General features: G+C 66.5%; 28 protein-coding genes and 1 pseudogene. 6 read left to right on the top strand and 23 right to left on the bottom strand.

Annotated features, from left to right (window positions below):
- Window positions 1-72: 72 nt before the first annotated feature.
- The 17 genes and pseudogenes from ACQKLX_RS04720 to soxY form a co-directional block, all read right to left on the bottom strand.
- Window positions 73-1,923, bottom strand: a complete 1,851-nt coding sequence (locus tag ACQKLX_RS04720; RefSeq protein ID WP_427359927.1) for an ABC transporter ATP-binding protein — start codon at window positions 1,921-1,923, stop codon at window positions 73-75.
- 273 nt (window positions 1,924-2,196) lie between these two features.
- Window positions 2,197-3,045 carry a carbohydrate ABC transporter permease gene (locus ACQKLX_RS04715; protein WP_427359925.1) on the bottom strand — a complete coding sequence of 283 codons (849 nt, stop codon included), beginning with the start codon at window positions 3,043-3,045 and terminating at the stop codon, window positions 2,197-2,199.
- The gene (locus tag ACQKLX_RS04710) at window positions 3,042-3,995 is read right to left on the bottom strand and encodes a carbohydrate ABC transporter permease (protein WP_427359923.1); all 954 of its coding nucleotides are present in this window, start codon (window positions 3,993-3,995) and stop codon (window positions 3,042-3,044) included. The genes ACQKLX_RS04715 and ACQKLX_RS04710 overlap by 4 nt, the downstream gene beginning before the upstream one ends.
- Window positions 3,996-4,001: 6 nt before the next feature.
- Window positions 4,002-5,267: an ABC transporter substrate-binding protein gene (locus ACQKLX_RS04705; protein ID WP_427359921.1), complete on the bottom strand. Its 1,266-nt coding sequence runs from the start codon at window positions 5,265-5,267 to the stop codon at window positions 4,002-4,004.
- A 60-nt stretch (window positions 5,268-5,327) separates the two neighbouring features.
- Window positions 5,328-6,272 carry a nucleoside hydrolase gene (locus ACQKLX_RS04700; RefSeq protein WP_427359920.1) on the bottom strand — a complete coding sequence of 315 codons (945 nt, stop codon included), beginning with the start codon at window positions 6,270-6,272 and terminating at the stop codon, window positions 5,328-5,330.
- Window positions 6,269-7,219 (bottom strand): nucleoside hydrolase, encoded by a 951-nt coding sequence (locus ACQKLX_RS04695; RefSeq protein WP_427359918.1) that lies wholly within the window; start codon window positions 7,217-7,219, stop codon window positions 6,269-6,271. Before ACQKLX_RS04695 ends, ACQKLX_RS04700 begins: the two co-directional genes overlap by 4 nt.
- The gene (locus tag ACQKLX_RS04690; protein WP_427359916.1) at window positions 7,216-8,241 is read right to left on the bottom strand and encodes a LacI family DNA-binding transcriptional regulator; all 1,026 of its coding nucleotides are present in this window, start codon (window positions 8,239-8,241) and stop codon (window positions 7,216-7,218) included. The genes ACQKLX_RS04695 and ACQKLX_RS04690 overlap by 4 nt, the downstream gene beginning before the upstream one ends.
- Window positions 8,242-8,682: 441 nt before the next feature.
- A pseudogene (locus ACQKLX_RS04685) lies at window positions 8,683-9,042 on the bottom strand (NapC/NirT family cytochrome c); the annotation flags it as partial.
- Between the two features lie 179 nt (window positions 9,043-9,221).
- On the bottom strand, window positions 9,222-9,608 hold the full coding sequence (locus ACQKLX_RS04680) for a c-type cytochrome (RefSeq protein WP_427359914.1): 387 nt from the start codon (window positions 9,606-9,608) through the stop codon (window positions 9,222-9,224).
- A 67-nt stretch (window positions 9,609-9,675) separates the two neighbouring features.
- Entirely contained in the window at window positions 9,676-10,950 is a 1,275-nt protein-coding gene (locus ACQKLX_RS04675; RefSeq protein ID WP_427359912.1) for an FCSD flavin-binding domain-containing protein, read from the bottom strand.
- Window positions 10,951-10,997: 47 nt separating this feature from the next.
- Window positions 10,998-11,522 (bottom strand): DsrE family protein, encoded by a 525-nt coding sequence (locus ACQKLX_RS04670; RefSeq protein ID WP_427359910.1) that lies wholly within the window; start codon window positions 11,520-11,522, stop codon window positions 10,998-11,000.
- A gap of 34 nt (window positions 11,523-11,556) precedes the next feature.
- Window positions 11,557-11,874, bottom strand: a complete 318-nt coding sequence (locus ACQKLX_RS04665) for a c-type cytochrome (protein WP_427359909.1) — start codon at window positions 11,872-11,874, stop codon at window positions 11,557-11,559.
- Window positions 11,874-12,611 (bottom strand): c-type cytochrome, encoded by a 738-nt coding sequence (locus ACQKLX_RS04660; RefSeq protein WP_427359907.1) that lies wholly within the window; start codon window positions 12,609-12,611, stop codon window positions 11,874-11,876. The genes ACQKLX_RS04665 and ACQKLX_RS04660 overlap by 1 nt, the downstream gene beginning before the upstream one ends.
- The gene (soxC, locus tag ACQKLX_RS04655; RefSeq protein ID WP_427359906.1) at window positions 12,595-13,869 is read right to left on the bottom strand and encodes a sulfite dehydrogenase; all 1,275 of its coding nucleotides are present in this window, start codon (window positions 13,867-13,869) and stop codon (window positions 12,595-12,597) included. Before soxC ends, ACQKLX_RS04660 begins: the two co-directional genes overlap by 17 nt.
- A 43-nt stretch (window positions 13,870-13,912) precedes the next feature.
- On the bottom strand, window positions 13,913-15,610 hold the full coding sequence (soxB, locus tag ACQKLX_RS04650; protein WP_427359904.1) for a thiosulfohydrolase SoxB: 1,698 nt from the start codon (window positions 15,608-15,610) through the stop codon (window positions 13,913-13,915).
- Window positions 15,611-15,702: 92 nt separating this feature from the next.
- Window positions 15,703-16,032: a thiosulfate oxidation carrier complex protein SoxZ gene (gene soxZ, locus ACQKLX_RS04645; RefSeq protein WP_427359902.1), complete on the bottom strand. Its 330-nt coding sequence runs from the start codon at window positions 16,030-16,032 to the stop codon at window positions 15,703-15,705.
- 43 nt (window positions 16,033-16,075) lie between these two features.
- Window positions 16,076-16,540 (bottom strand): thiosulfate oxidation carrier protein SoxY, encoded by a 465-nt coding sequence (soxY, locus tag ACQKLX_RS04640; protein WP_326874898.1) that lies wholly within the window; start codon window positions 16,538-16,540, stop codon window positions 16,076-16,078.
- A gap of 213 nt (window positions 16,541-16,753) precedes the next feature.
- Between soxY and soxA the strand changes: the two genes are divergently transcribed.
- The 3 genes from soxA to ACQKLX_RS04625 are packed head-to-tail and all read left to right on the top strand — an operon-like array spanning window position 16,754 to window position 19,074.
- Window positions 16,754-17,545: a sulfur oxidation c-type cytochrome SoxA gene (soxA, locus tag ACQKLX_RS04635; RefSeq protein WP_427360101.1), complete on the top strand. Its 792-nt coding sequence runs from the start codon at window positions 16,754-16,756 to the stop codon at window positions 17,543-17,545.
- Between the two features lie 11 nt (window positions 17,546-17,556).
- Window positions 17,557-18,165, top strand: a complete 609-nt coding sequence (gene soxX / locus ACQKLX_RS04630) for a sulfur oxidation c-type cytochrome SoxX (RefSeq protein WP_427359899.1) — start codon at window positions 17,557-17,559, stop codon at window positions 18,163-18,165.
- A gap of 18 nt (window positions 18,166-18,183) precedes the next feature.
- Window positions 18,184-19,074, top strand: coding sequence for an MBL fold metallo-hydrolase (locus ACQKLX_RS04625; protein WP_427359898.1), 891 nt, complete (start codon window positions 18,184-18,186; stop codon window positions 19,072-19,074).
- Window positions 19,075-19,084: 10 nt separating this feature from the next.
- Here the strand turns inward: ACQKLX_RS04625 and ACQKLX_RS04620 are convergent, their stop codons facing one another.
- From ACQKLX_RS04620 to ACQKLX_RS04610, 3 genes are read right to left on the bottom strand one after another with little or no spacing between them, the layout of a single operon-like run.
- Window positions 19,085-20,158 (bottom strand): YeeE/YedE family protein, encoded by a 1,074-nt coding sequence (locus ACQKLX_RS04620; RefSeq protein ID WP_427359896.1) that lies wholly within the window; start codon window positions 20,156-20,158, stop codon window positions 19,085-19,087.
- A gap of 28 nt (window positions 20,159-20,186) precedes the next feature.
- Complete coding sequence (locus tag ACQKLX_RS04615; protein ID WP_427359894.1) at window positions 20,187-20,567, bottom strand: metalloregulator ArsR/SmtB family transcription factor; 381 nt, start codon at window positions 20,565-20,567, stop codon at window positions 20,187-20,189.
- Window positions 20,564-20,917 (bottom strand): thioredoxin family protein, encoded by a 354-nt coding sequence (locus ACQKLX_RS04610; protein ID WP_427359892.1) that lies wholly within the window; start codon window positions 20,915-20,917, stop codon window positions 20,564-20,566. Before ACQKLX_RS04610 ends, ACQKLX_RS04615 begins: the two co-directional genes overlap by 4 nt.
- A 115-nt stretch (window positions 20,918-21,032) precedes the next feature.
- Here ACQKLX_RS04610 and ACQKLX_RS04605 point away from each other — a divergent pair, with 115 nt between their 5' ends.
- A complete protein-coding gene (locus tag ACQKLX_RS04605) occupies window positions 21,033-21,551 on the top strand; it encodes a thioredoxin family protein (protein ID WP_427359891.1) in 519 nt (172 codons plus the stop codon).
- 19 nt (window positions 21,552-21,570) lie between these two features.
- On the opposite strand, the gene ACQKLX_RS04600 is transcribed toward ACQKLX_RS04605, so the two are convergent.
- Together ACQKLX_RS04600 and ACQKLX_RS04595 are read right to left on the bottom strand one after the other, a co-directional pair.
- A complete protein-coding gene (locus ACQKLX_RS04600) occupies window positions 21,571-22,107 on the bottom strand; it encodes a chromate transporter (protein WP_427359889.1) in 537 nt (178 codons plus the stop codon).
- 10 nt (window positions 22,108-22,117) lie between these two features.
- Window positions 22,118-22,666 carry a chromate transporter gene (locus tag ACQKLX_RS04595; RefSeq protein ID WP_427359887.1) on the bottom strand — a complete coding sequence of 183 codons (549 nt, stop codon included), beginning with the start codon at window positions 22,664-22,666 and terminating at the stop codon, window positions 22,118-22,120.
- A gap of 193 nt (window positions 22,667-22,859) precedes the next feature.
- On the opposite strand from ACQKLX_RS04595, the gene ACQKLX_RS04590 reads away from it, so the two are divergent.
- Together ACQKLX_RS04590 and ACQKLX_RS04585 are read left to right on the top strand one after the other, a co-directional pair.
- Window positions 22,860-23,126 carry a heavy-metal-associated domain-containing protein gene (locus ACQKLX_RS04590; RefSeq protein ID WP_427359885.1) on the top strand — a complete coding sequence of 89 codons (267 nt, stop codon included), beginning with the start codon at window positions 22,860-22,862 and terminating at the stop codon, window positions 23,124-23,126.
- 8 nt (window positions 23,127-23,134) lie between these two features.
- Window positions 23,135-23,614 (top strand): DUF411 domain-containing protein, encoded by a 480-nt coding sequence (locus ACQKLX_RS04585; protein WP_427359884.1) that lies wholly within the window; start codon window positions 23,135-23,137, stop codon window positions 23,612-23,614.
- 49 nt (window positions 23,615-23,663) lie between these two features.
- Here ACQKLX_RS04585 and ACQKLX_RS04580 read toward each other — a convergent pair whose 3' ends face one another.
- Window positions 23,664-24,581, bottom strand: coding sequence for a LysR family transcriptional regulator (locus tag ACQKLX_RS04580; protein ID WP_427359882.1), 918 nt, complete (start codon window positions 24,579-24,581; stop codon window positions 23,664-23,666).
- Window positions 24,582-24,639 lie beyond the last annotated feature (58 nt).

Genomic DNA, 24,639 nt, shown 5'->3' with positions numbered 1-24,639 from the left:
CCGCGCGCGTGACTGGCCAGCCCGTGTGGAGGCCGACCAGTACGAGCGATGCGGGCCGGGGGCCGGAGCGGCTTACGCCACCTTGGCGATCACCGGCTTGGCTTCCCACTCCTCGCCCCAGATCATCACGGCATGGCCGGGCGAGACCTCGCGGTACTGGCGCACTGGCGGGACGTAGTCGGCCGGGCGGATCGGGCTCTTGATCTCGTCGTTCGAGACCGGGCGCTTCTGCAGGCGCCGCGCCGGATCGGCGATCGGCACCGCCGCCAGCAGCCGCTTCGTATAGGGGTGCTGCGGATTGCCGAAGATCGCCTCGCGCGGGCCGATCTCGACGATCTCGCCGAGATACATCACCGCGACGCGGTGGCTGACGCGCTCGACCACCGCCATGTCGTGCGAGATGAAGAGATAACCGAGGCCCATGCGGGCCTGCAGATCGAGCATCAGGTTGACCACCTGCGCCTTCACCGAGACGTCGAGCGCCGAGACCGCCTCGTCCGCCACGATCAGACGCGGCTCGACCGCAAGCGCGCGGGCGATGCAGATGCGCTGGCGCTGGCCGCCCGAGAACTCGTGCGGGAAGCGGCTCGCCATCTCCGGCAGCAGGCCGACGCGCTTCAGGAGGTCGGCGACCTTGTCGCGCGCCTCGGAGCGGCTGGCGAGGTTGTTGATCAGCAGCGGCTCGGCGATCGCGGCGCCGACATTCATGCGTGGGTTCAGCGAGGCGAACGGATCCTGGAAGATCATCTGCATGCGCTTGCGCTGCTCGCGCAGCTCGCCCTGGTTGAGCTTCAGCACATCGACGCCGTCGAGCAGCACCGAGCCGGAGAGCGGCTCGACCAGGCGCAGCACCGAGCGCCCCGTCGTCGACTTGCCGCAGCCGGATTCGCCGACCAACGCCAGGGTCTCGCCGGCCTTCAGGCTGAAGGAGACGTTCTCGACCGCATGCACGCGGCCCTTGACCGAGGAGAGCAGGCCCGAGCGGATCTCGAAGCGGGTGGTCAGGCCGGCGACCTCGAGCACCGGGCGCTCGGCGGCCTGGACCGTATCGGGGACCTCGGTGGGAACGTCCGACTGGCCGGTGGTGCGGTCGACAACCGGGAAGCGCATCGGTCGCCGCTTGCCCTCCATCGAGCCGAGCCGCGGGACGGCCGAAAGCAGCGCCTTGGTATAGGGCTTTTGCGGGCTGGCGAAGATGTTCTCGGTCGGGCCGGTCTCGATCTCGTCGCCATTGTACATGACGACGGTGCGGTCGGCGATCTCGGCGACCACGCCCATGTCGTGGGTGATGAAGAGGACGGACATGCCCTCCTCATGCTGCAGCTGCTTGATCAGCTCGAGGATCTGCGCCTGGATCGTCACGTCGAGCGCGGTGGTCGGCTCGTCGGCGATCAGGAGCTTGGGCTTGCAGGCCAGCGCCATCGCGATCATCACGCGCTGGCGCATGCCGCCGGAGAAGCGGTGCGGATATTCGTGGAAGCGCGACTTCGCCGAGGGAATCTTGACCTTCTCCAAGAGGCGGATGGTCTCGGCCTCGGCCGCCGAGCGCGACAGGCCGCGATGCAGGATCAGCGCCTCGGCGATCTGGAAGCCGATGGTCAGCACCGGGTTGAGCGAGGTCATCGGCTCCTGGAAGATCATCGCGATCTCGTTGCCGCGGATCTCGCGCATCTGCGCATCCGGCAGGGTCAGGAGTTCCTTGCCGTTGAGCTTGATCGACCCTTCGATCTTGCTCGAGCTCGGCGGGGTCAGCCGCATGATCGAAAGCGCGGTCACGCTCTTGCCGGAGCCGGACTCGCCGACGACTGCCAGCGTCTCCTGAGGCTTGATGTCGAAGGAGATGTTGCGCACGACCGGCTTCCAGAGCCCTTCGACCCGGAACGAGGTCGTCAGGTTCGAGACCGAGAGGATCGGAGACGTCATGCCAAGTCCTTCATGCCAGGGTCCATCTTAGCGATCGATCACGGAGTTTGCGCGGGCCCCTCGCCCGAACAACCACCGGTGAGCCGGTTGAAAGCGGCCTCAGAATAACCAGCGCGCCGCCGATGTCAGTAGCCGACGTGATAAAAGATTTGGCGTCCCCCCGGCTTTCGCCTCATCAGGGGGCAGGATCGCACGAAACGCGAGCCGGCCGAAGCCTGCCTCGCGCTTGCGTTGCGGCGCTGACGCTGTGCCCTCGTCGCGAGGCCAGGGCCGCTATTTCAGCCCGCTCGTGACGAAGTTGCGGATGTAGAACTTCTGGAAGAGCAGGAACGGCACCAGCGCGACCAGGCCTGCGAGCGTGGTCGAGGAGAACAGCCGCCCCCATTCCGTACCCTCCAGGCTGATATTGCGGGCGATCGCCACCTGCACCACCGTGTGCTCAGGCGAAGGCGTCGCCACCAGCGGCCAGAAGAAGGCCTCGAACTGGTGCATGAACAGCATGATGCCGCCGGTCAGCACCACCGGCCAGGAGATCGGCAGCGCGATCTTCAGCCAGATATGGCCCCATGAGGCGCCGTCGACCCGCGCTGCCTCGTAGAGCTCGCGCGGCAGGCCGGCGAAGAACTGGCGGAACATGAAGATGACGAAGCCGTTGGCGAGGTCGGGCAGAATCAGCGCGGCATAGGTGTCGATCAGGCCGAGGCTCTGCACGAGGATGTAGAGCGGGATGACGATCGCCTCGAACGGCATCATCGCCGCCGCCAGCACGAAGGCAAAGATCAGGTTCTTGAAGCGGAAGTCGAAGACCGCGAAGGCGAACCCCGCGGCGGCGTTGACGACGACCCCGACCACCATTGTCGTCAGCGCGACGAAGAGCGAGTTACCGACAGCGCGCGGGAAGCCGGTGCCGATGAGCGAGGTGTAGTTCTCCAGCGTCAGCCGGTCGGGGATCAGCATGCTCCAGCCGAGGCGGCTGCCATGGGCGAAGATGTCGGCGGGCGGGCGCAGCGAGGAGATGACGAGCCAGATCAGCGGCAAGAGCAGCACGAGCGCGATCAGCGACATCGTGACGTAGCGGGCCGTGCCGAGCGCCAGCACGGTGGAGCGGCGATCGACGCTCATGCCTCGGCTCCTTCCTTGTCGCGGAACAGCCTTAGCTCGATCGCGGCGATCACGCCGATGATGACGAGGATGATCGTCGACAGCGCCAGCGAGCGCCCCCAGTTGATGAAGGTGAAGGCGTTCTCATAGGCGCGGAACATCAGCAGGTCGGTCGCGCCGTTCGGCCCGCCCTTGGTGATGATGTAGACCGGCGCGAAGAACAGGAAGTTGATCGCGGTGTCCGCTACGAAGACGAAGGCGAGCGGCCGGCGCATCTGCGGCAGGGTGATGTGGACGAGCTGGTGCCAGCGGCTGGCGCCGTCGATGCGCGCGGCCTCGTAGAGCTCGCCCGGAATGCGGTAGAGCCCGGCGAGCAGGAAGATCATCCAGTAGCCGCAGCCTTTCCAGGTCGCGATGGCGATCATCGTGCCGAGCGCCTGGTGCTCGGACAGGAAGAAGGGTTGGCGGCCGATGCCAAGGCCTTCGAGGATAGCGTTCACCGGACCCAGGTTGGAATCCAGCATGATGTTCCACAGCACGGCGGTGAGGCCGGTGGAGAGCGTCATCGGCAGGAAGAAGGCGGCGCGGAAGAAGGTGACGCCCTTGCCCGGCGCCATCACCAAGAGCGCGTAGCAGAAGGCGATCGCGATCTGCAGCGGGTTGATGATGATGTTGAAGATCAGCGTGACCTTCAGCGAATTCCAGAAGCGCTCGTCGCCGAAGAGCTGGGCGAAATTCGTCAGGCCGCCGAAGGAGGTCTCTCCGGCGAGATTCTGGGTGAACAGGCTGCCGCCGATGGCGATCACGATCGGCGTCAGCCGGAACAGCACGAGGAAGGCCAGTGCCGGCAGGAGGAAGGCGAGCAGCACCAGCGTGCGCGGCTGCATCGGATCGGCGGAGCGCCGCCGACTGATACGCAGCGCCTCCGAGGCAGCGACAGGGGCGGAAGCCCGGTCGGTCAAGGCGGTCATCTCCGGTCAGCCGCGATATTTGGCGAATTCGCGGTCGATGTCGCGGGCGGCCTTCTTCAGCCGCTGCTCGACATTGGCGCCGCCCTGGATCTCGCGGAAGGCGCCGCGCAGGATGTCCTCGTATTCGAGCCAGCCCGGCGTCGCCGGCCGCGGCACGGCGGTGTTCTCCATCTCGGAGCGGACGATGCGCCAGCCGGGCGTATCGAGCTCGGCGCCCATCGAATCCCAGACCGATTTCAGCACCGGAGGGTTCGGCCGCAGGCGCGCCTGCGCTTCGACATACTCAGGCTGGGCGAAGGCCTTGATGAAGGTCTCGGCCGCGGCGCGCTGCTTGGTGCGCGGGTTCATGCCGATATGCCAGCTGCCGGTCGGCGTCACCGCCTTGCCGCCTTCGAAATAGGGCTGCGGCGCGACGGTCCAGTCGAGGTCCTTGCGCGACGAGATCGAGGCGAGGCTGGGTGTCGTCGCGAGGTACATCGAGGCCCGGCCGGTCGCGAACATCTCAAGCGCGAGATTGGTGTCGAACACGCCGGTCGGCGTCACCTTATGCTTGTTGAACAGGTCGGCGTAGAACTGCACCGCGTCGATGAAGGGCTTGGAATCGACATAACCGGTCGCGGTCAGACCGTCCTCGCTCAGCACCTGCGCGCCCTTGGACTGCGGCAGGGTCAGCGCCTGATAAGGCCGGTCGGCCATCTCGAAGACGAGGCCCCACTGGTTCTTGGCCGGGTCGGTCAGCTTCTTGGCCGCTTCGAGCGTCTGCTCCCAGGTCCAGCGCTTGGCGACGTCGGGCTCCGGCAGGGCGACGCCCGCATCGGCGAAGTGCTTGCGGTTCAGGAACAGCACCATGCCGCTGCTGATATAGGGCAGCGTCATCAGCTTGCCCTTGTAGGTGCCCTGCGCCAGCGCCGCCTTGGTATAGCGGCCAAGATCGTTGCCGAGGATGCCATCCAGTTCCGCAAGATGCTTGCGGATCGAATAGGAGGCGGTCAGCGGCCCGTCGGCGAAGAAGATGTCGGGCAAGGGCGTACGCGCCTGCAGGCGCACTTCCAGCGCCGGGAAGAGTTCGTTGAACGGGATGCGCTCGAGCTTCAGGCTGATCGTCGGGTTGTTCTTCATGAACATCTCGGCCATCGGCGTGATGTGGCCCTCCGGCCAGCCGACCCAGATCACGTTGAGCTCGGTCTTGGCCTGGGCGCGCAGCAGCTGCGGCGCGGCGAGCATGCCGCTGGCGGCGGTCATGCCCTTCAGAACGGTGCGGCGCGTCGTCATCCAATCCTCCTGATCGTTCTTGTCGGTTGTCGGTGGCAGGCCAGTCGAATGCAGGCGCGCTCAGCCGCGCCCATAGCTCGCGATCGTCTCGACCACGTGCCGGGTCGCAGCCGGCCCATCCATGCGGATGCCGGCCTTGACGTTAGCGCGCGGCGGTTCCGGCTCGTCCGGCCGGCGCGTGACATTGCGCTGGTCGGCCACGGTCATGCCGCGCAGCAGCGGGCTCGCCAGCTCCACCTGGATGTGGAAGGGCTTGTGCTCCACCAGGTCCGGCCGCACGAAGGGCACGAAGGCGCTGGGGTCGTGCATCGGCGAGATCGGCTTGCCGTAGCGGGCTTCGTTACGGGTCAGGTAGAAGTCGAGCATGCCGGCGACGGTCTCCGGTACCGCCCCGCCCGCCTGCCGCAGCATCTCGGCATGGCTGCGGTCGAGGATTGCCTGGCGGGTGAAGTTGAGGCCGGCGAGATAGATCTCGGCATCGCAGGAGAAAACGGCCGCCGCCGCTTCCGGATCCTTCAGGATGTTCGCCTCGGCGTAAGGGGCGGCATTGCCGATATCGAGGCTGCCCCCCATGATGGTGATGCATTTCAGCCAGCGCGCCAGCCGCGGCTCGGTCCGCAGCGCCACTGCGACATTGGTCAGCGGGCCGATGGCGGCGAGCACGAGCTCGCCTTCGGCCTTCCTCGCCTGCTCGATGATCATCGCCACCGCGTGCATGTCGACCGGCCGGCGCTTCGGCTCGGGCAGGTCGGCGCCGTCGAGGCCGCTGGCGCCATGGATCATCGATGGCGCGAAGCTGCCGACCAGCGGCGCGCCCATGCCGCCGGCGACCGGGACGTCGAGCCCGGCGAGTTCGCAGATCTTCAGCGCATTGCGCGTGGTGTTCTCGACGATCGAGTTGCCGAACACCGTCGTCAGGCCGCGCAGCTCGAAATGCTTGGCGGCATAGAGGATGGCCATGGAGTCGTCATGGCCTGGATCGCAGTCGATGAGCAGCGGGATCATGGGCGGTCATATCCGAGGATGGTGTCGATGACGGCATCGACGCAGGCCTCGCCGTCCACGGCGACGGCGACATCGCAATTCGCCGCGCGGCTGGCGCCGGGCTGGTCATGGTCGCGGCGCATTGGCCTGGAATCGCAGGCGGTCATGCCGCGCAGCGGACCTTCGCCCAGCTCGATATGGACCGGCAGCGGCTGGAAGGTGATCAACCCCGGCCTGACCAGCGGGATGACGGCGCAGGGATCGTGCATCGCCGCGGTTGGCGTGCCGTAACGCTCCTGCATCTTGGCGAGGTAGAAGGCGAGCAGGTCGGCCATCACCGACGAAACCCGCCCGCCGCCCTGGCGCAACCTCGCGATATGGCGCTCGGCGATCCCGGCCTGGCGGGTGACGTTGAGCCCGACCATGCTGAGCGGTACGCCGGCATCGAAGACGATGGCCGCCGCCTCGGGATCGCAGACGATGTTGAACTCGGCATAGGGCGTGCGGTTGCCGCTGGTGGTCGAGCCGCCCATGATCGCGATCGACTTCAGCCAGCCTGCGAGCCGTGGCTCCAGCCGCAGCGCCAGCGCGACATTGCTGAGCGGCCCGATTGCGATCAGGCTGAGCTCGCCCGGCGCCGCCTTGGCCGTTTCGATGATGAAGTCGACGGCGTGCCGGTTCAGCGGGTCATAGCCGGGCGCCGGCAGCTCGGCGCCGTCGATGCCGGTCGCGCCATGGACATAGGCTCCGTCGAGCGGCGGTTCGATAAGGGCCCGGTCGAGGCCGGGTACGACCGGTAGCTTCAGCCCCGCCAGCGTGCAGATCGCCAGCGCGTTGCGGGTCGAGTTCTCCAGCGAGGAATTGCCGGCGACGGTGGTCAGCCCGACCACGTCGAGATGTTTGGCGGCGTAGAGGATCGCCACCGCATCGTCATGCCCGGGATCGCAGTCGATGATGTAGCGGGTCATGCGGACCTTCCAGGGTTGGTTGCAGGCGTCACGGACAGGCGCTCGACCAGCACCGGCTCCAGCGCCAGCGTGGGCGGCAGCGGCCGGCCATGGTCGAGCAGGCCGACCAGCAATTCGGCCGCCTTGATACCGATGTCGTAGGCCGGCTGGCGGATGGTGGTCAGCGGGGGCGAGGTGAAGGCGGCGATGTCGATATCGTCGTAGCCGATGACCGCGAGGTCCTCCGGCACGCGCAGGCCGCGCTGCTGCGCCGCGCACATCGCGCCGATGGCGACGAGGTCGTTGAAGCAGAAGATCGCATCCGGCCGCTCCCGTCCGCGGCGATCGAGCAGTTCGGCCATCGCCGCATGGCCGCCGCCGACGGTGAGGTCGGATTCGATCATCAGCCTGGGGTCGAGCGGCCTGCCCTCCTCCGCCAGCGCGGCGGTGAAGCCGGCGAGACGCTCGTCGCTGCGCGGATGCCCGGCCGGGCCGGTGATGCAGCCGATGCGGCGGAAGCCCTTGCCTGCCAGATGCGCCCCGGCGAGCCGGCCACCCAGCAGGGAATCGTCGTTGATCAGGCAATCGACGCGCGGGATCGTCGTGTCGAGCGCGATGATCGGCACTGTCTTGATCTGCTCGAGGCGGCGAAAGAAATCCGAGCTGGCATTGCTGGTCATCACCAACAGCGCGTCGATGCGCTTCATCATCAGCGTGCGAAGATAGGCGGTGAGCTTCTGCGCGACGTCGCCGGAGTTGCACAGCATCAGGCTGTAGCCGCGATCGAAGCAGCCGGTTTCGACGCCGCGGATCACCTCGGCGAAGAACGGGTTCGTCGAGCTGGTGACGATCATGCCGACGGTATGGGTGCGGTTGCTCTTCAGCGCCCGCGCCACGCCGCTCGGCTGATAGCCGAGCTGCTCGATCGTCGCCTGGACCTTCTCGATCGTACCCGGATTCACATGGCGCGTGCGGTTGACCGCATGGGACACCGTGGTCACCGAGACTCCGGCGGCGCGGGCGACGTCCTTGATCGTCACCATCAACAACGCTCCTTGCATACAAGGAGTGGATAGCGAAGCAGCCCTGCAGGCTCCGCGGCGATGTGGCGGTGCGTGACGCAAGATGCTCGGCAACCTCGCACCAATTCACCCTCCCCGAGACCGCCTGAAGGGCGCCCATTCCGAGAACGATACCAAGCCAAAACGTTTGCGCAAACGTTTTGTATGCCAGTGAACCAGCGGTTGAGCCGAGTAACCCGATACTCTCGGCCGTGTGCGCGGCTCTTCGCGACTACGATACGGTGAGATGGATGGCTTGCTTCACCGGCAGGTGAGCTCCCGCCATTATCGACACGGATATCCCGGACACAGCGAAAGGGAGATCCCAACCCCATGCCAGGAGCCTTGCCGAAGAAAATCGGAATCAGTCCTGGATTGCCGGCACCCCGGCGCGATCCCTGCCTTGTTCGGCAGAACCGCTCTTCAGCGCTGCTCGATCTCGGCGAGATAGGCGCTGACGGCGCGCTCTGGCCCATGCCAGGCCGCCCCCTTGCCCTGCAGCTCCGGCGCCTCCTTCCAGCCCGGCTCGATGCCGGTCATGTTCGGCAGGAGATGGGCGATGCCCTTGTGGCAGTCGATGCAGGTCTTCTCCTTCGTGACCAGATAGCGGCCATGGATCTCGGCGGCGCGGCGCGTCTGCTTGGTGAAGTCCATCGCTACGGATGAGTGGCAGTTGCGGCATTCGAGCGAGTCGTTCGCCTTCAGCCTGGACCATTCGTGCTTGGCGAGTTCGAGCCGCATGTTGAGGAACTTCTCGCGCGTCGAGATCGTGCCGAAGATCTTGTCAAAGGAGCTTAGTCCTCACCCACAAGTTGTCCAGCCCGGCGCCCCCCGCAAGGTTAGCGGGGCACGGCCGGACTGCTTTGATCTGGATCAATCCTAGAGAGGCCGCAGGCCCAGTTGCCACGCCGTTGACCGGCAGCGCTCCCGAGCCGCTGCCGCGAACCGCGGCATGAGCCGGCTCACATCTTCTTGCCGTCCTTGTCGAACTGCTTGAGGAAGGCGGTGAGGTCCGCGATTTCCTTGTCGTTCTTGATGCCGGCAAAGATCATCTTGGTGCCGGGGATCTTGGCCTTCGGGTCCTTGATGTACTCGGCGAAGATGGCTTCGTCCCAGGTGATGTTGGCGCCCTTGTTGGCGGTCGAATAGCTGTAGCCCTCGACGGCGCCGGTGTGGCGGCCGAACAGGCCGTTGAGCTGCGGGCCGACCAGGTTCTTGGCGCCTTCGCCGACCTGGTGGCAGGCGCGGCACTTGTTCCAGGAGCGCTCCCCGGCCGAAACGTCCTGCGCCTTCGCGCTGGTCGTGAGAAAGGCGGCGGCGAAGGCTGCGGCGACGACAGGCAATTTCATGCGGGGAACCTTGCTGGGACGGGATGGGTTGGCGCCGCCGCGCGAGGCGACGGCGCGGTGAATGGCTTCAGCTGAACATGTCGGCGGTGATCGCGGCGTACCAGCCGACATTCTCGGCCTGGTTCTCCTTGCGCAGCTCGGCGCTTTCGCGCGGCTGCGAGACGAAGGTCTCGGTCGCAGCGATCTTGCCGTCCTTGGCCTCGTAGCGGCCGCCGACCTTGATGGTGTCGTCGGTCTCGATCAGCGACCAGCAGGTGTTGATGTAGCGCGCCGGGAAGGTGCGGCCGCCCGCAAGCTCGCCGCGGATCACCATCGCCGCGACCTTAGCCTGGCTGTTGGCCGAGAAGGCGGATTTCGGCATGTCGCCAGCGATGCAGGCATCGCCGAGCACGAAGATGTTGGGATCGACGGCCGATTTCATCGAGGCCGGATCGATGGTGCAATAGCCGCCGGCGGGCGCCAGGCCCGCGGAGCGGGCGATCTCGCCCGCCATCTGCGCCGGAACGACGTTGACGAAGGCGCAGTCCTTATAGGTCTCGAAACCGGTGACGACGGTGTTGCTCTTCGGATCGACCGACTTGATGCCGTCATGCACCTTCGGCCCGAGCCATTCGATCATCGCGCCGTAATGCTTCTCCCAGCCCTCCTGGAACACGCCCTGCTTGGAGAAGCTGTCCTTCGGATCGAGGATGAGAATCTTGCAGTCGCGCCTGCCGCTCGCCTTGAGCACATGGGCGAACATCGATGCCCGCTCATAGGGGCCGGGCGGACAGCGATAGGGATTGGGCGGGGCGATCATCACGATCGTGCCGCCATTTGGCACCGCGTCGAGCTTCTGCCTGATCAATTGCGTCTGTCGGCCAGGCTTCCAGCCATGCGGCATGGCCTCCTCGACCTCCTTCGACCAGCCGGGGACGGAATCGTATTTCAGGTCGATGCCGGGCGAGACCACGAGGCGGTCATAGGGCAGGCGGTCGCCTGTCGAGAGCACCACCTCCTTCTTGTCGCGATCGATCTGGGTGGCGCGGGCGCGGGCCAGCGTGATGCCGTGGTTCTTCGCCAGCGCGTCATAGCGATGGCTGATCTCCTCATAGGACTTGAAGCCGCCGATGAAGAGGTTGGAGTGGAAGCAGGTCTGGTAGACCTCGTTCTCCTCGACCAGCGTCACCGCGATGGCGCCGTTCGAGTCCTTGGCGATGTATTTCGCAGCGGTAGCTCCGCCCGCTCCGCCGCCGATCACGACGACGCGCGGCTTGCCCTGGCCGAGCACGGCCGGCGAGGCGATGGCGAAGCTGCCTACAGCAGCGAACCCGGTCAGGAATGTGCGGCGGCTGGTCGACATGCTTTCCTCTCCCCTTCCCATCGTGCGCGGCAGGCCTCTTGCGGGCCCTATCCGACCTTCAGATAGGCGAAGCCCTTGCTCTGCATCGCGGCGACGGCGGCGACGCCGGAGGGCACGAAGCTGACGAACTCGGCCTTGCGCGCCCTGCTCTTGTCGATCTTCAGCCGGGAGAAGGTGATCTCGCAGAGATGGACCTTCAGCCCGTTCTTGGCGACGTCCTCGACCCGCTCGAATATCTTCGGGATCGCGGCGGCTTCCTCGCTCCAGCTGGTACCGTCGAGGCTCTCCAGGAAGAACTTCACGCCGGCGCCATGCGCGACGATGGCGAGCTGCAGCGCGAACGGGTCGGCGCCATAGGCGGAATAGTGGTTGGCGATGTTCTGCAGCATCTGGACGAAGCGCTGGGGATCGCCGAAATCGCAATGATAGAGGCAGGCGACGTCGGCTTCCTTCTTGAGGTCGGCGAGCGCCGTCTGCCGAGGCGCTGCAAGCACCGGCGTGGCGGCCGCGCTGACGCCGGCCGCTGCCAGCATCAGCGCCCGGCGCGAAGCCTGCTGGGTATCCTCCGACATCATCTCCCCTCCGCTGTGCAGGCCATATGCCCGGCTAAGGATTGGGCTTCAAACTCTCGTAATAAGCGGCCAGCGCCGCGATCTCCTCGCTGGAGAGCCGCGCTGCGATTGCCTGCATCACCTGATTGTCGCGCTGCCGTTCGCGATAGGCGTTCATCAGCGCGACGAACTGCTCGGCCGGATGGCCGATGATCGCCGGAATGCCGCCGACCTGCTTGCCACTGCTTTGGTGGCAGCTGGTGCATTCGGCGGAGAGATATTCCCCCAGCGCCTTGTCCCCGGCGGCCTTCGCCGGCGCGCAGGCCAGGACGAAGCCGAGCACCGCAAGACGGACGGCGCCGGCTCCTCGCATCAGTCGACCTTCGGCGCCGTCTTGGAATCGGGCGTCACGTCCAGGATCACCGCCCGTCCGGTGATCTTCACCTCCGGCTTGCAGTTGGTCATGCAGGGTTCCTTGCCCCAGAAGGCCTTCTCCGTGGTTTCGCGGTCGTCGTCGTAGAAGGCGGCCGCGTTCGGCAGCTTCACACTGGTAAAGTTCTTATCGGACAGTTCGAAGTCCTCGTCCTTCACGATGTCGTTCAGATAGAGCAAATAGGCGGTGACCGCGTAGAGCTCGTCGGGCGACAGCGACTGGGCATTGCCATAGGGCATGGCCCGGCGGACATAGTCGAACACGGTCGAGAGATCGGGCCAGAACGAGCCGATCGTCTTCTCCGGCCGGTCGGATTTCAGCGAGCCCATCCCGCCGGCCAGCACCGGCCAGCGGTTGTTGCCCTGGCCGAACTCGCCATGGCAGCTGGCGCATTGTGCCTGGAAGATCTCGTCGCCCTGCTTGACCGTGCCCTTGCCGGGCGGGAGGCCCTTGCCGTCGGGGCGCACCGCGATGTCCCAGGCCTTGATCTCCTCCGGCAGCGCCTCGCGGCCGAGACCGAGCTTGGCGGCCGGGGCGGGGGCAGGAGCAGCCTTCGCCGGCGGATGCGCCTGCGCTTGCTTGGCCGCCGGCTTGGTCTGGGCGATCAGCGGCGCGGCGGCCAGAACGGCGATCGCCGCGAGGCCCGCAAGCAGGACGGGATTAACCGATCTCGACATTCTCGGTCTCCCCGTTCGCCTTCACATGCCAAGTCTGGATGCCGTTGTTGTGGTAGATCGAGTTGGTGCCGCGGATCTTGCGCAGCTCCTCCTTGGTCGGCTGGAGATAGCCGGTCGAATCGATGGCGCGCGACTGGATCAAGAGGTCCTGCCCGGTCCAGTCGAAGTCGACATAGAAGCGGGTCAGCGACTTATCGAGCACCGGCCCGTCGATCCTTGCGTGCTGCCAGTTCTTGCCGCCGTCGAGGGTGACGTCGACGCGCTTGATCGTGCCACGCCCCGACCAGGCCAGGCCGGAGAGGACGTTGCGGCCCTTCTGCTTCAGCGGCGCCTGCGGCGAGGGGTTAGTCACCACAGACTTGGCGTCCATGAAGAAGGTGAAGCGGCGCGAGCGGCCATCGGCCAGGAGATCAGTGTACTTCGAGGTCTCCTCGCGCGCTTGCCAGGGCTGGTCGCCGACCTCGAGGCGCCGGAGCCATTTGACCCAGAGATTGCCCTCCCAGCCGGGGATCACGGCGCGCAGCGGATAGCCCTGCTCGGGCCGCAGCGCCTCGCCGTTCATGGCGAAGGCGATCAGCACGTCGTCGAGCGCCTTCTCGATCGGCAGCGAGCGGTTCATGCCGGATGAATCGGCGCCTTCCAGCATCAGCCATTTGGCGTTGGCCTTCACGCCCGCCTCGGCCAGCAGCACCTTCAGCGGCACGCCGGTATACATGACGTTGTGGACCATGCCGTGGGTGAACTGGCAGCCATTGAGCTGCGCGCCACGCCATTCCATCCCGGAATTCGCGGCGCATTCGAGGAAGTGGATGCGGTTCTGCCGCGGCATCCGCTTGATGTCTTCCATGGTGAAGACCAGCGGCTTGTCGACGAGGCCATGGATCATCAGGCGGTGATTGGCCGGGTCGATGTCGGCGATGCCGCCATGGTGGCGCTCGAAGCAGAGGCCTGACGGGGTGATGATCCCGTCTAGCTCGTGCAGCGGCGTGAAGTTGACCGAGGATTCCGGCGAAGCCGTCAGCCAGGAGACGTCGCGGCGGATCACGTTCTTCTCGAAGCGCGACGGCGTGCCATAGGGCCGCTTGTCGACGCCCTCGCCGAGATAGCGGCTCCAGTCCTGGACCTCGGTGATCAGCGGATCGGGCTTGCCTGCTTCGGCGCGGGCGAGCCCAGTGCCGGCGAAGCCGGCTCCGGCGACCGCCGCTCCGCCGAGGAAGCGGCGACGGCTCAGCGCATCAGGTTTTGCGGGAGAGGTCATGCCTCGTCTCCTTGGCTTTCGACGAGAGTGACGGCGGGGGCGCTCATGCCCCGCTCACCTTCACGGCGTCGTTCGGCTTGATGGTGATGGTCTTGGTCGCGGCGACGTGGTCTCGCACCACGTCCCAGATCGGCGGCCCCTGCGTGCCCTCGTTGACGCTGGCCCAGCCGGCGACGACGTATTTGCGGGAGGCGTCGATCGGCTTGCCGGATTTGAGATGGGTGAGGCCGGAGATGCGGCTGCCCATCGGCTTGCCGACATCGATGGCGTAGCCCATGCCGCCGATGCGGACCATGTCGCCGCCGCCTTGGAAATAGGGGTCGGGGTGGAAGATGTTGTCGGCGACGTCCTCGAGGATCTCCTTGAGCTGCGCGCCGGTCATCTCCATCCGGTAGCAGTTCGGATAGGTGATCGCAGTCGCGTTGCTGATCGCCTCCCAGGTGATCGCCTCGCCCGGCAGGAGCGAACCGCCCCAGCGGAAGCCCGGCGAGAGTGCGATCTCGGCGTCGCGCTGCGAGAGCATGGCGTCGCAGATCAGGTCGTCGAAGCTGCCGTTGAAATTGCCGCGCCGATAGAGCAGCGAGTCGGTGCGGCCGATCTCCTTGGCGAGCTCGGCGGCATAGGGCGCGCGCAGCTTGGTCACCAGCGCCGCCATTTCCGGATCGGGCGCGATCGCATCGGCGAAGACCGGCATCAGCTTGAAGCGGATATCGGCGACCTTGCCGTCCTTTACGGCGATGTCGAGGCGCGAGACGAACTTGCCGTGCGAGCCGGAGGCTACCAATGCGGTCTCACCGACACGGATCAGCCCGGGCATGGCGTCGTGGGTGTGGGCGGTCAGGATGACGTCGATGCCCTTGACCCGGCTCGCCAGCTTGCGATCGACATCGAAGCCGTCATGTGAGAGCAGCACGACGACCGCGGCGCCCTCGGCGCGAGCCTCCTCGACCTGCTTCTGTAGCTCGTCCTCGCGGATGCCGAACTCCCACTCCGGGAACATCCAGCGCGGATTGGCGACGGCGGTGCGCGGCAGCGCCTGGCCGATCACAGCGACCTTGACGCCGCCCTTCTCGAAGACCTTGCGCGGCGGGAAGACCGGCTCGTTCCATTCCTTGTCACGGATGTTCTGGGCGAGGAAGGCAAAGGGAGCAGCTTCGACGATCTCCTTGACCCGCTCAGCGCCGAGCGTGAACTCCCAATGCGAGGTCATCGCGTCGAGCTTCAGCGCCGACATCACCTCGACCATGTCCTGGCCCTTGGTCTGGAGCGAGCTCCAGCTGCCCTGCCAGGTGTCGCCGCCGTCGAGCAGCAGCACCTTGTCGTCGCCGCGCTCGGCCCGAACAGCCTTCACCAGCGTCGCGATCCGATCGAGCCCGCCCATCCGGCCATAGTTGCGGGCGAGCGAGACGAAGTCGTCCGAGGTCAGTGCGAAGGCGTCGGCCGAGCCCGCCGCGATCTTGAAATGCTCGCGGAAGGCCGCGTCGGTCAGATGCGGCGGCAGGCCCTTGACCTCGCCGACGCCGAGATTGACCGCCGGTTCGCGGAACTGCAGCGGCATCAGCTGGGCATGGATATCGGCCACATGCAGGATCGTGACCTGCCCCTGCGGCTCGAAGCGCAGGATATCGGCCTGCGACAGCTTCTGCTGGGCGGCGGCGCGCCCGAGCGGGCCGAGGCCGGAGCCGGCGGTCAAAGCCGCAGCGACCGCCGTCGCCTGCAGGAAGTCTCGTCTCGAGATCATGACTCATCCTTTGGATGCGCGCACATCGCGATCCAGGGAATGCAAGGCGAAAGGCGCCGCCGGAAACCGGCGGCGATACGATTTTAAAAGGCTCAGCCGACCGTCAGCTTGTTCTTCGAGGTGTATTCCGAGCCGTCGTCATCCTTCCAGGTGAAGGTGAACTCGCCCGATTCCGTCGCCTTGAAGAAGAAGGACTGGTAGGGGTTGGCCGAAATCGCCGAGAACCAGTCGGCCAAGAAGACCGGCTTGCCGTTGAAGCTCGCCGTGAACTTGTTGATGATCTTGCGCGGGATGGTCTCGCCCTTGGCGTCCTTGCGCTGGCCGGATTCCATCTCGTGCGAGATCAGCGTCTTGATCTCGATGATCTCGCCGGCGGTGGCCTTGGCCGGAACGCGCACGCGCGGCGTGGGCTTGGTGGTCATGGGTGTTTCCTCGCCTTGTTCTGGTCGATGACGATGCGCGGCGTCAGCCGCCGCAGCCGCCGATCGTGACCTTGATGTTGGCCTTGGCCGTGTGCAGCGCGCCGTTCGACATCTCGGCGACGCAGATGATGTCCTGCGTCTGCGCGAGCCGCATGCGCGTCGCGGCCGAGGCCTTTCCGCAGGCCGGGGTGAACTGGTAGCTGACGACGCCCGGCAGCGGGTTGCCCTCGGCGAAGACGTGCACGGCCTTGACGTAGTCGGCCTCGGTCATCGGGCTCTCGATCTCGACATTGATCGGCACCACCAGGCCGTTCTCGGCGATCTCGGGCACGTCGAGCTTGATCTTGCCGGAGGCCATCGGCTTGTCGCCGTAGAGCTTCTTGATCTCTGCGGCGACCGCCTTCTCGTCGGCGAAGGCGAGCTTCGGCGCGATCGCGGCGGCGGCGAGAGCCCAGGCGGCGGCCTTCACCGCATCGCGGCGCGACAGCGTCGACGGTTGGGTCTGCATGCGGGGGCTCCTCCCTGGAATTCGTCTTGTTTTAACGCTTGACGGCGCCGCGCCGGGTCGCCAATCATTTGCACGTATCGTGATATTGTTTTTTGTGAATGTAAAGCCCCCGAAAGGGCCAGCGACCAAGCCGCAGCATAAGCGGCTGTAGAGGAAACGAAAGGGCGAGGGATGAAGCTTCCGATCCTCGGAGCGGCCGCATTGGCGGCCGTCATGATCATGGCGGCCGGGCCGCTGACCGCGCAATCGCCGCCGCAGGACGACAGCGAGAAGGAGATCGAGCGCTATCGCCAGATGCTCTCGGATCCGTTCTCGAATCCGGGCTTCCTCGCGGTCGATCGCGGCGAGGGCCTGTGGGCGGAGAAGCGTGGCACCAAGAACGTCTCGCTGGAGGGCTGCGATCTCGGCGAAGGCCCCGGCAAGCTGGAGGGCGCCTTCGCCAAGCTGCCGCGCTATTTCGCCGACGCCGACAAGGTGATGGACACCGAGCAGCGCCTGCTCTGGTGCATGGACAAGCTGCAGGGGCTCGACACCAAGGAGGTCGTCCTGCGCCGCTTCTCCGGCCCGGCGCGGGCATCCGACATGGAGGACCTCGTCGCCTTCATCGCCAACAAGTCGAGCGAGATGAAGATCCAGCCGCAGCTCTCCCATCCCAAGGAGAAGGAGATGGCGGCGGTGGGCGAGGCACTGTTCTACACCCGCGGCGGCGTCAACGACTTCTCCTGTGCAACCTGCCATGCCGAGGAGGGCAAGCGCATCCGCCTGCAAGGGCTGCCCAACCTCTCGGTCAAGGGCAAGACCGCGCAGGAGACGATGGGCTCCTGGCCAACCTACCGCGTCTCGCAGAGCGCGCTCCGGACGATGCAGCACCGGCTCTGGGACTGCTATCGCCAGCAGCGCTGGCCGGTGCCGGAATACGGCTCGGAAGCCCTGACCGCGCTCACCGTCTTCCTGCAGAAGCAGGCCGAAGGCGGCGAGATCAAAGTTCCGTCGATCAAGCGCTGAGGGGAAACGTGATGATCAGGACATTCATTCCCCTCGCAGCCTTGCTGCTCGCCGCGGGGGCCGCCAGCGCCCAGGAGCGCCCGGCCCAGGCCGTGATCGACGCCTATCTGAAGTCGACCTTCGGCAAGGCCTCGGCCGAATGGCAGGCCAGGATCAAGCCGGACGACTCGCTCGCGGTCTGCAACACGACCCGCAACAACCCGTCCTCGGCCGAGTCCGAGGCGATGCTGAAGCGCGAGAGCGCCCGCGTCGTCTATCCCGCCGACGGAAAATTCCTCGGCGACTGGAAGAAGGGCTATCAGGTCGCCAATAACGGCCGCGGCGGCCAGTTCTCCGATCCGCCGGGCACGGTCGCCGGCGGCAACTGCTTCGCCTGCCACCAGCTCGACCCGAAGGAGGTCAGCTACGGCACGCTGGGGCCGAGCCTGTCCGCCTACGGCAAGGATCGCAAATACGATCCCGAGACGATCAAGGACGCCTACACCAAGATCTACAATTCGATGGCGGTGGTGCCCTGCTCGAACATGCCGCGCTTCGGCGTCAACAAGGTGCTGGACGAGCAGCAGATCAAGGATGTGATGGCCTATCTGTTCGATCCGGAATCACCGGTGAACAAGTAAGCCTTGCCGGAGCAGCCCATGTTGACGCGCCGCCTGTTCGTCACCGCCGGTGCCTGCGCCTTGGCCACACCGGCCCTGACGCAAGTCGTGGCGACGCTCGGCTCCGGCGAGGAGACGCTGACCGTCCTCAGCGACGGCAGCTTCGAATTGCCCTTGTCGATGCTGGCGCGCGATGTCGCGCCGGCAGAGCTCGCCGCCGAGGCGAAGCAGAGCGGGCCGACGCGCTCAGTGCTCAACGTCACCTGCCTGAAGCGCGGCAAGGATGTCATCCTGTTCGATTGCGGCTCGGGCGCGAACTTCCTGGCTGGCTCGGGCAAGCTCGGCGAGAGCCTGAAGACGGCGGGGATCGAGCCCGACGCGGTGACGCATGTGCTCTTCACCCATCTCCATCCCGACCATTTCTGGGGCGCGCTCGACGAATTCGACAGCCCGCTCTTTCCCAATGCGCGCTGGCTGGTGGCCGCACCCGAGATCGGGTTTTGGAGCGATCCCAAGGTCTATGCGGGCTTGCCCGAGGATCGGCATGCTTTCGCGGCCGGGGCGCAGCGCATCGCCAAGGAGCTCGGCGACAAGCTCGAACGGCTGGAGCCCGGCCGCGAATGGCTACCGGGGATCGAGGCGGTGGCGACGCCAGGCCACACGCCCGGTCATGTCTCCTTCGCATTGAAGGCAGCCGGCGGGCCGGTCATGGTGCTCGGCGATGCGCTGACGCATCCGCTGATCTCGTTCGCGCGGCCGGACTGGCGGCCCGCCTCCGACCACGACGCCGATCTCGCCGTCGCGACGCGGCGCAAGCTGCTCGACCGGCTCAGCCAAGACAAGGCGCAGGTGATCGGCTACCACCTGCCCGGCGCCGTCGGCCGCGTCGAGCGGCAGGGCACGGCCTACCGCTTCGTCGCTGCCGGCTGATCGCAAGCCATCAGCCGCGCTGCCACAGCCCCCGGATCGAGCCTTCGACCAGGAAGGCGATGCCGATCCGCGCGCCGATCATCATGCCGACGATCGCCAGCGGCCAGGACAGCGCCAGCATCGAGCCGGCCGAGATGCCCTGACCGATCGTGCAGCCGCCGGCGAGCACGCCGCCACCACCCATCAGCACGGCGCCGAGGAGATGGCGGCGCATCTCGCGGTCGTCGTCGAAGGCTTCCCAGCGGAATTCCCGGTCGTAGAGCGCCGACAGGAAGGAGCCGAGCGTGACGCCGGCAAGCGTGCCGATGCCGAATTCGAGCAGAGCCGAGGGCGCGCTCAGCACAGCGTAGAGCGCCCGCCCGACCGGCGAGACGAAGGTCAGGCTCTGCGCCCGCGGCACGGTGGCGAAGGCGTCGACCGCAACGCCCGTCACCCACCAGCCGAAGACGACGGCCAGGCCGAGCGTCACGCCCGCCAGCAAAAGCCGAGGCGAGCGTCGCAGCCTTGGATCGATGGCGACGATGGCGATGAGGACGAGTGCGCCGGCTGCGGTGATCAGAAGACGCGCGGCGGGAGCGCCGAGATAGGTCATGATCCCGGCGAGATCGCCCTTGAGGCCGCCGGGCAGCGGCCAGTAGACCTTCTCCAGCACCTCGATCCGGATCGGCGCGAACATGCCGCGCAAGGTCGCATAGGCGACCGCGCCGAAGACCATCATCACGATCAGGCTGCGCAGATCGCCCGAGCCCAGCCGGATCAGCGAGCCGAAGCCGCAGGTGCCGACCAGCGCCATGCCGAGCCCGAACAAGGTGCTTCCGACGATGATCGAGAGCCAGGGCAGCGCCGGCTGCACATAGGTCGAACTCGCAGGATCGAGCAGATGCAGCCCGATCAGCGCCTGCGTGCCGATCAGCGCGATCGCCAGGGCAAGGCCGAAGATCCGCAGGCGCCTTGTGTCGCCGCCCATCCAGGCATCCTCGACCGCTCCGAAGGAACAGAGCCGGGCACGGCGGACGGTGAAGCCGCAGGCGGCGCCGACAGCGACACCGGCCAATGCCGCGCCCCAGGGCGGCAGCTCGATCATGGCAGTCGCCGCTGGCGGCTTTGGTTGCTCACGATTTGCCGGCTTCGAGTCCGGGCGGGTTGCAGAAGATGTCGTAGATCACGGCGATGACGCGCCGGACATCGTCGCTGGCGAGGCTGTAATAGATCGCCTTGCCGTCGCGGCGGGTGGTGACGAGCTGGTCGAGCCGCAGGCGCGCCAGCTGCTGCGACACCATGGGCTGGCGCAGCGAGAGCAGGTTCTCGAGCTCGGTCACCGTCCGCTCGCGCTCGGCCAGCAGGCAGAGCAGCAGCAGCCGGTTCTCATGCGAGAGAGCTTTCAGGAAATCGCTGGCCTTGCGGGCCTTGCGCATCAGCTGGTCGAGCTCGGGCGAGAACTCGGCGCCGTCGCGCAGTTCGGTTTCGAGCGCTTTCGAGACGATCGCGGTCATTGGGTCGGTGCGCCTGATCGTTGAACCTGAGGAATCTCAATGACAGCAACCAGCCGCCCGAGCAAACCCCAGAACATGTCGTCGTTGAGGTAGCCGGTGATACGGCCGACTTCCTTCTCGCCGTCCATCAGCACGAAGGTCGGCGTCGCGATGACAGGCTCCAGCAAGCCGCCGCCTCGCATCCCGCCGGCCGGCAGATCGACTCGCCGCAGAGGCGCGGCCGTGCCTTCCGGCGTCTTCGCGTAGACCGGCGCGACCTCGCGCTCGAAGCGGACGCAGAACGGGCAGCCATTGCGGGTGTACATCACGAGCTCGGCGGCGAAGGCCGGCAGCGACAGCAATAGCGGCAACGTGAACGCCGCTGCCAGCCCCGCGCGATGTCTGCCGCTTGCAATCATCGGCCGAACATAGTCGTATTCATATGTTTATACCAGAGCCGTCGAAGCTCTGTGCGGAGGCGACGCCATGATCACACGACGCAGCCTGCTCGCGAGCACGATGGCGGCCGTGGCGACAGCGCCGGCCCTCGCCAAGGCGAAGCTCGGCGAGGACGGGCTCTACCAGGAAGACTGGTATCTGGAGAGCTTCCTCGATCTCGCCGAGGACCTGACCAATGCGAGCCAAAGCGGCAAGCGCTTCGCGATCCTCTGGGGCCTGCGCAACTGCCCGGCCTGCCGGCGCATGCACGAGGTCCACCTCGCCGACCCGGCGATCGAAAGCTATATCCGCAACAATTTCGCGGTGCTGCATCTCAACATCCTCGGCGCGCGCGAGGTCACCGATTTCGACGGCGGCAAGCTGAGCGAAAAGGCGCTGGCGAAGCTCTACGGGATCGAGGGGACACCGGCGATCCAGTTCTTCCCCACCAGCACCGCCGGGCTCGCGGCGAAGCCACCCAAAGAGCGCGAGGTCGCGCGCATGGCGTCACTGCCCGAGCCGCAGGCCTTCCTCGCGCAATTCCGTGCCGTCCGGAACGGCGTGTGAGGCCGAGGCGCCCGGCCGTCTACACCAGCGCCAGCATGTGCAGGCCGACAAAGCAGCCGGCCCCGGCTCCGATCAGCAGGAGCGGGTTGACCGGGGTCAGCATCAGCAACGCCGTCGAGACCAAGGCGAGGCCGCGCGCGAGCCAGCCGCCATCGAGCGCCTGAATCAGGACATAGCTCGCCGCCAGGATCATCCCGGCCGCGACCGGCCGCAAGCCCGTCTCCAGCGCGGTGAGGATGCGGGCGCCCTGATAGCGTGACCACAGGCTGGTGACGGCATAGATCAGCACGGCCGTCGGCCCGAAAATGCCGATCGTCGCGGCGACGGCTCCCCAGAAGCCAGCGATCTGCCAGCCGATCAGCGTCGCCAGCAGCGATCCCGGCCCGGGCGCCAGCCGCGCGATGGCGAAGGCGTCGACGAATTGCGCGGCGTTCAGCCAGTGGTTCACGTCGACGATCTGGCGATGCATGTCGGCGATCGCACTCTGCCCGCCGCCGATCGTGACCAGCGATAGCGGCAGGAAGACAAGGAGGATGCTGAGGGGCGTAGCCGGCATCGAAGCGCGCTCAGCTCTGCTGATAGGCGACGGCGACGCTGAGCGAACCGATGCCCAGCACCGTCCAGAGCAGCGGCCAGTGCAGGACCACGACCGCGATGAAGGTCGCGGTCATGACGGCGAGCGGGAAGATCCGGCGCGGCACGCGCCGCGCCGCCGTCAGCCCCATCGCCAGCGAGAGGCCGATCGCCGCTGCAGCCGCGCCGTTGAGCGCGACATGGCTGAACTCGTAGCCGGAGATCGAAGCGAAGGTGCTGCCGATCAGGACGATGACGAAGGCGGCCGGGACGATCATGCCGAGCCAGGAAGCGATGGCACCGGCGCGCCCGCCGAGCCTGTAGCCGATCCAGATCGCCATGTTGGTGACGTTGACGCCGGGCAGCGCCTGCGCGATCGAAAGCCCGTTGAGGAAGTCCTCCTCGCTCAGCAGCCTGCGCCGCTGCACGAATTCCCGCAGCATCCAGCCGCTGAGGCCGCCGCCGAAGCTGGTCAGGCCGATCCGGGAGAAGATCAGGAAGAGCTGCAGCGGCGTCGGCCGCGTGGCTTGCGTCTCAGGCATGACTGGTTCTTCGCTGCGTGGCCTGCTCGAACAATGCAGGCTTCGCGCCGCTACACCAGCGCAACTGCGCATATCCGGCATGAGTTGCCGGGCGCTCGCTGACGCCTCCCAGAAAATGCCCGAAAGACGCTTGACCTTACCATCGTTGGAAGGTGCAGGGTGAGGCAACCATCACGCGAAGGACTTTGCCGCCATGTGTTCCTGCCAGCAGCATTCCACCACCACCTCGGCCCCGGCGCCCGCTCCCGGCGGTGTGATCAGCCTTCGCGTCGAGGACATGACCTGCGGCCATTGCGCCGGCACGATCAAGCAGGCGGTCGAGGGCAAGATTCCCGGCACCTCCGTCACCGCCGATCCTGGCTCGAAGCTGGTCAGCGTCGAGGGCAGCGCCGATGTCGCCGCGATCCGATCGGCCATCACCGCGGCCGGCTACACGCCGAGCGCGGAGCTGGTCGGTTGAGGCGGGACATGGTGAACGAGCTCACCCTCTCCCGCCGCGGCCTACTGCTTGGCGCCGCCGCATTCGCACTGTCGCGCCCGGCTGATGCCGCCGAGACCTTGCCCAAAATGGTCGTGACGCGCGACCCTAACTGCGGCTGTTGCGGCAACTGGGTCAAGCATGTGCAGGCGGCCGGCTTCCCGGTCGAAGTGGTTGAAGTCGCGGATGTCGCGCCGCTCAAGACGAAACTCGGTGTGCCCGATGCGCTTGCCTCCTGCCACACCGCCGAAATCGGCGGCTATGTGCTGGAAGGCCATGTCCCAGCAGAAGCGATCAAGCGGCTGCTCGCCGAGCGCCCGAAGGTGACCGGCCTCGCCGTTGCCGGCATGCCGGTCGGGTCGCCTGGCATGGAAGTGCCGGGCCAGGCGCCCGATACCTATGACGTCGTCGTCTTCTCCGCCGGCCGGCAGAGCGTCTTCACGCGCTATCGCGGTGCGCAGCAGCTCTGAGGCTCCCTGAGCCCATAGCAAGGCCAGCGGTTCAGTTGACTTTGCTGGCCTAGCCGGATCGCGCACCGGTCCTGAACAGCTCCAGGATGACCTCTCGCGCCCAGCGCAACATGGCATTCTGGGCGTGGCGGCGGCTCCAGTGCAGCGCGACGCTGAAATCGCGCTGCGGCAAGGCCGGCTCCAGCAGGGCGAAAGCGCCGATCGGCTCGAGGTGAAGACCGATCTGGCGCGGCATCAGCACGGCGAGATCGGTGGCGCGGATGATCGGCGGCAGCGCCATGAAGCTGGAGACGACCAACCGGATACGCGGGTCGAGATGCAGCATCTCCAGCATGCGCTGCGTCTGGGCATGCGAGCGCACGGCGACGAAGTCGAGCTTTGCGATCGCCTCAGCGCTCAAGGCGCCGTCTACGGCTTGGCGCGTCACCGGGTGGTCGGCACGGACGAAGACCTGGTAACGGTCGCTCAGCATTTCCACATGGGCGGTGCCGCCTACGATCGGCAGGAAGCCGAGCGCGAAGTGGAGCTGGCCATTGTCCAGTGCCTCGGAGATCGCCTCATGCGGCCAGGCGCGCGCGACTATGCGCAGGTTCGGCGCGATCTCGCGGAAGGTCGTCATCAGCGGCGGCAGGAAGCGCCCTTCGCCGATGTCGCTGAGATGCAGGCGCAACTCGGCATCCGTCGTAGCGGGATCAAAGCTCTCACCCTCTTTAAGGCCGGCTTCCAGCAGCGCGAGGCCCGCCTGGACCGAATGGGCGAGGCGCTCGGAGCGAGCGGTCGGGCGCACGCCCCCGGCGACGCGCTCGAACAGCGGATCGCGCAGCAAGAGGCGCAGGCGCGTCAAGGCCTGGCTGGTTGCCGGCTGCGACAGGCCGAGCTCTTCCGCCGCGCGACTGACATTGCGGGTGCGATAGACCGCGTCGAACAGCCTCAGCAGGTTGAGATCGATCGAATCGATATTCGCCATTCGAATAATACTTAGTCGCTTCATCTAATTGAGCAATGACCGGTGCATCGTCACAGTG

This window comes from Allobosea sp. NPDC003192, assembly GCF_050275675.1.
In the GTDB taxonomy this organism is placed as follows: Bacteria; Pseudomonadota; Alphaproteobacteria; order Rhizobiales; family Beijerinckiaceae; genus Allobosea.
Note: the sequence above shows the minus strand (reverse complement) of the source record. Positions and strands in the feature narration are given on the sequence as shown.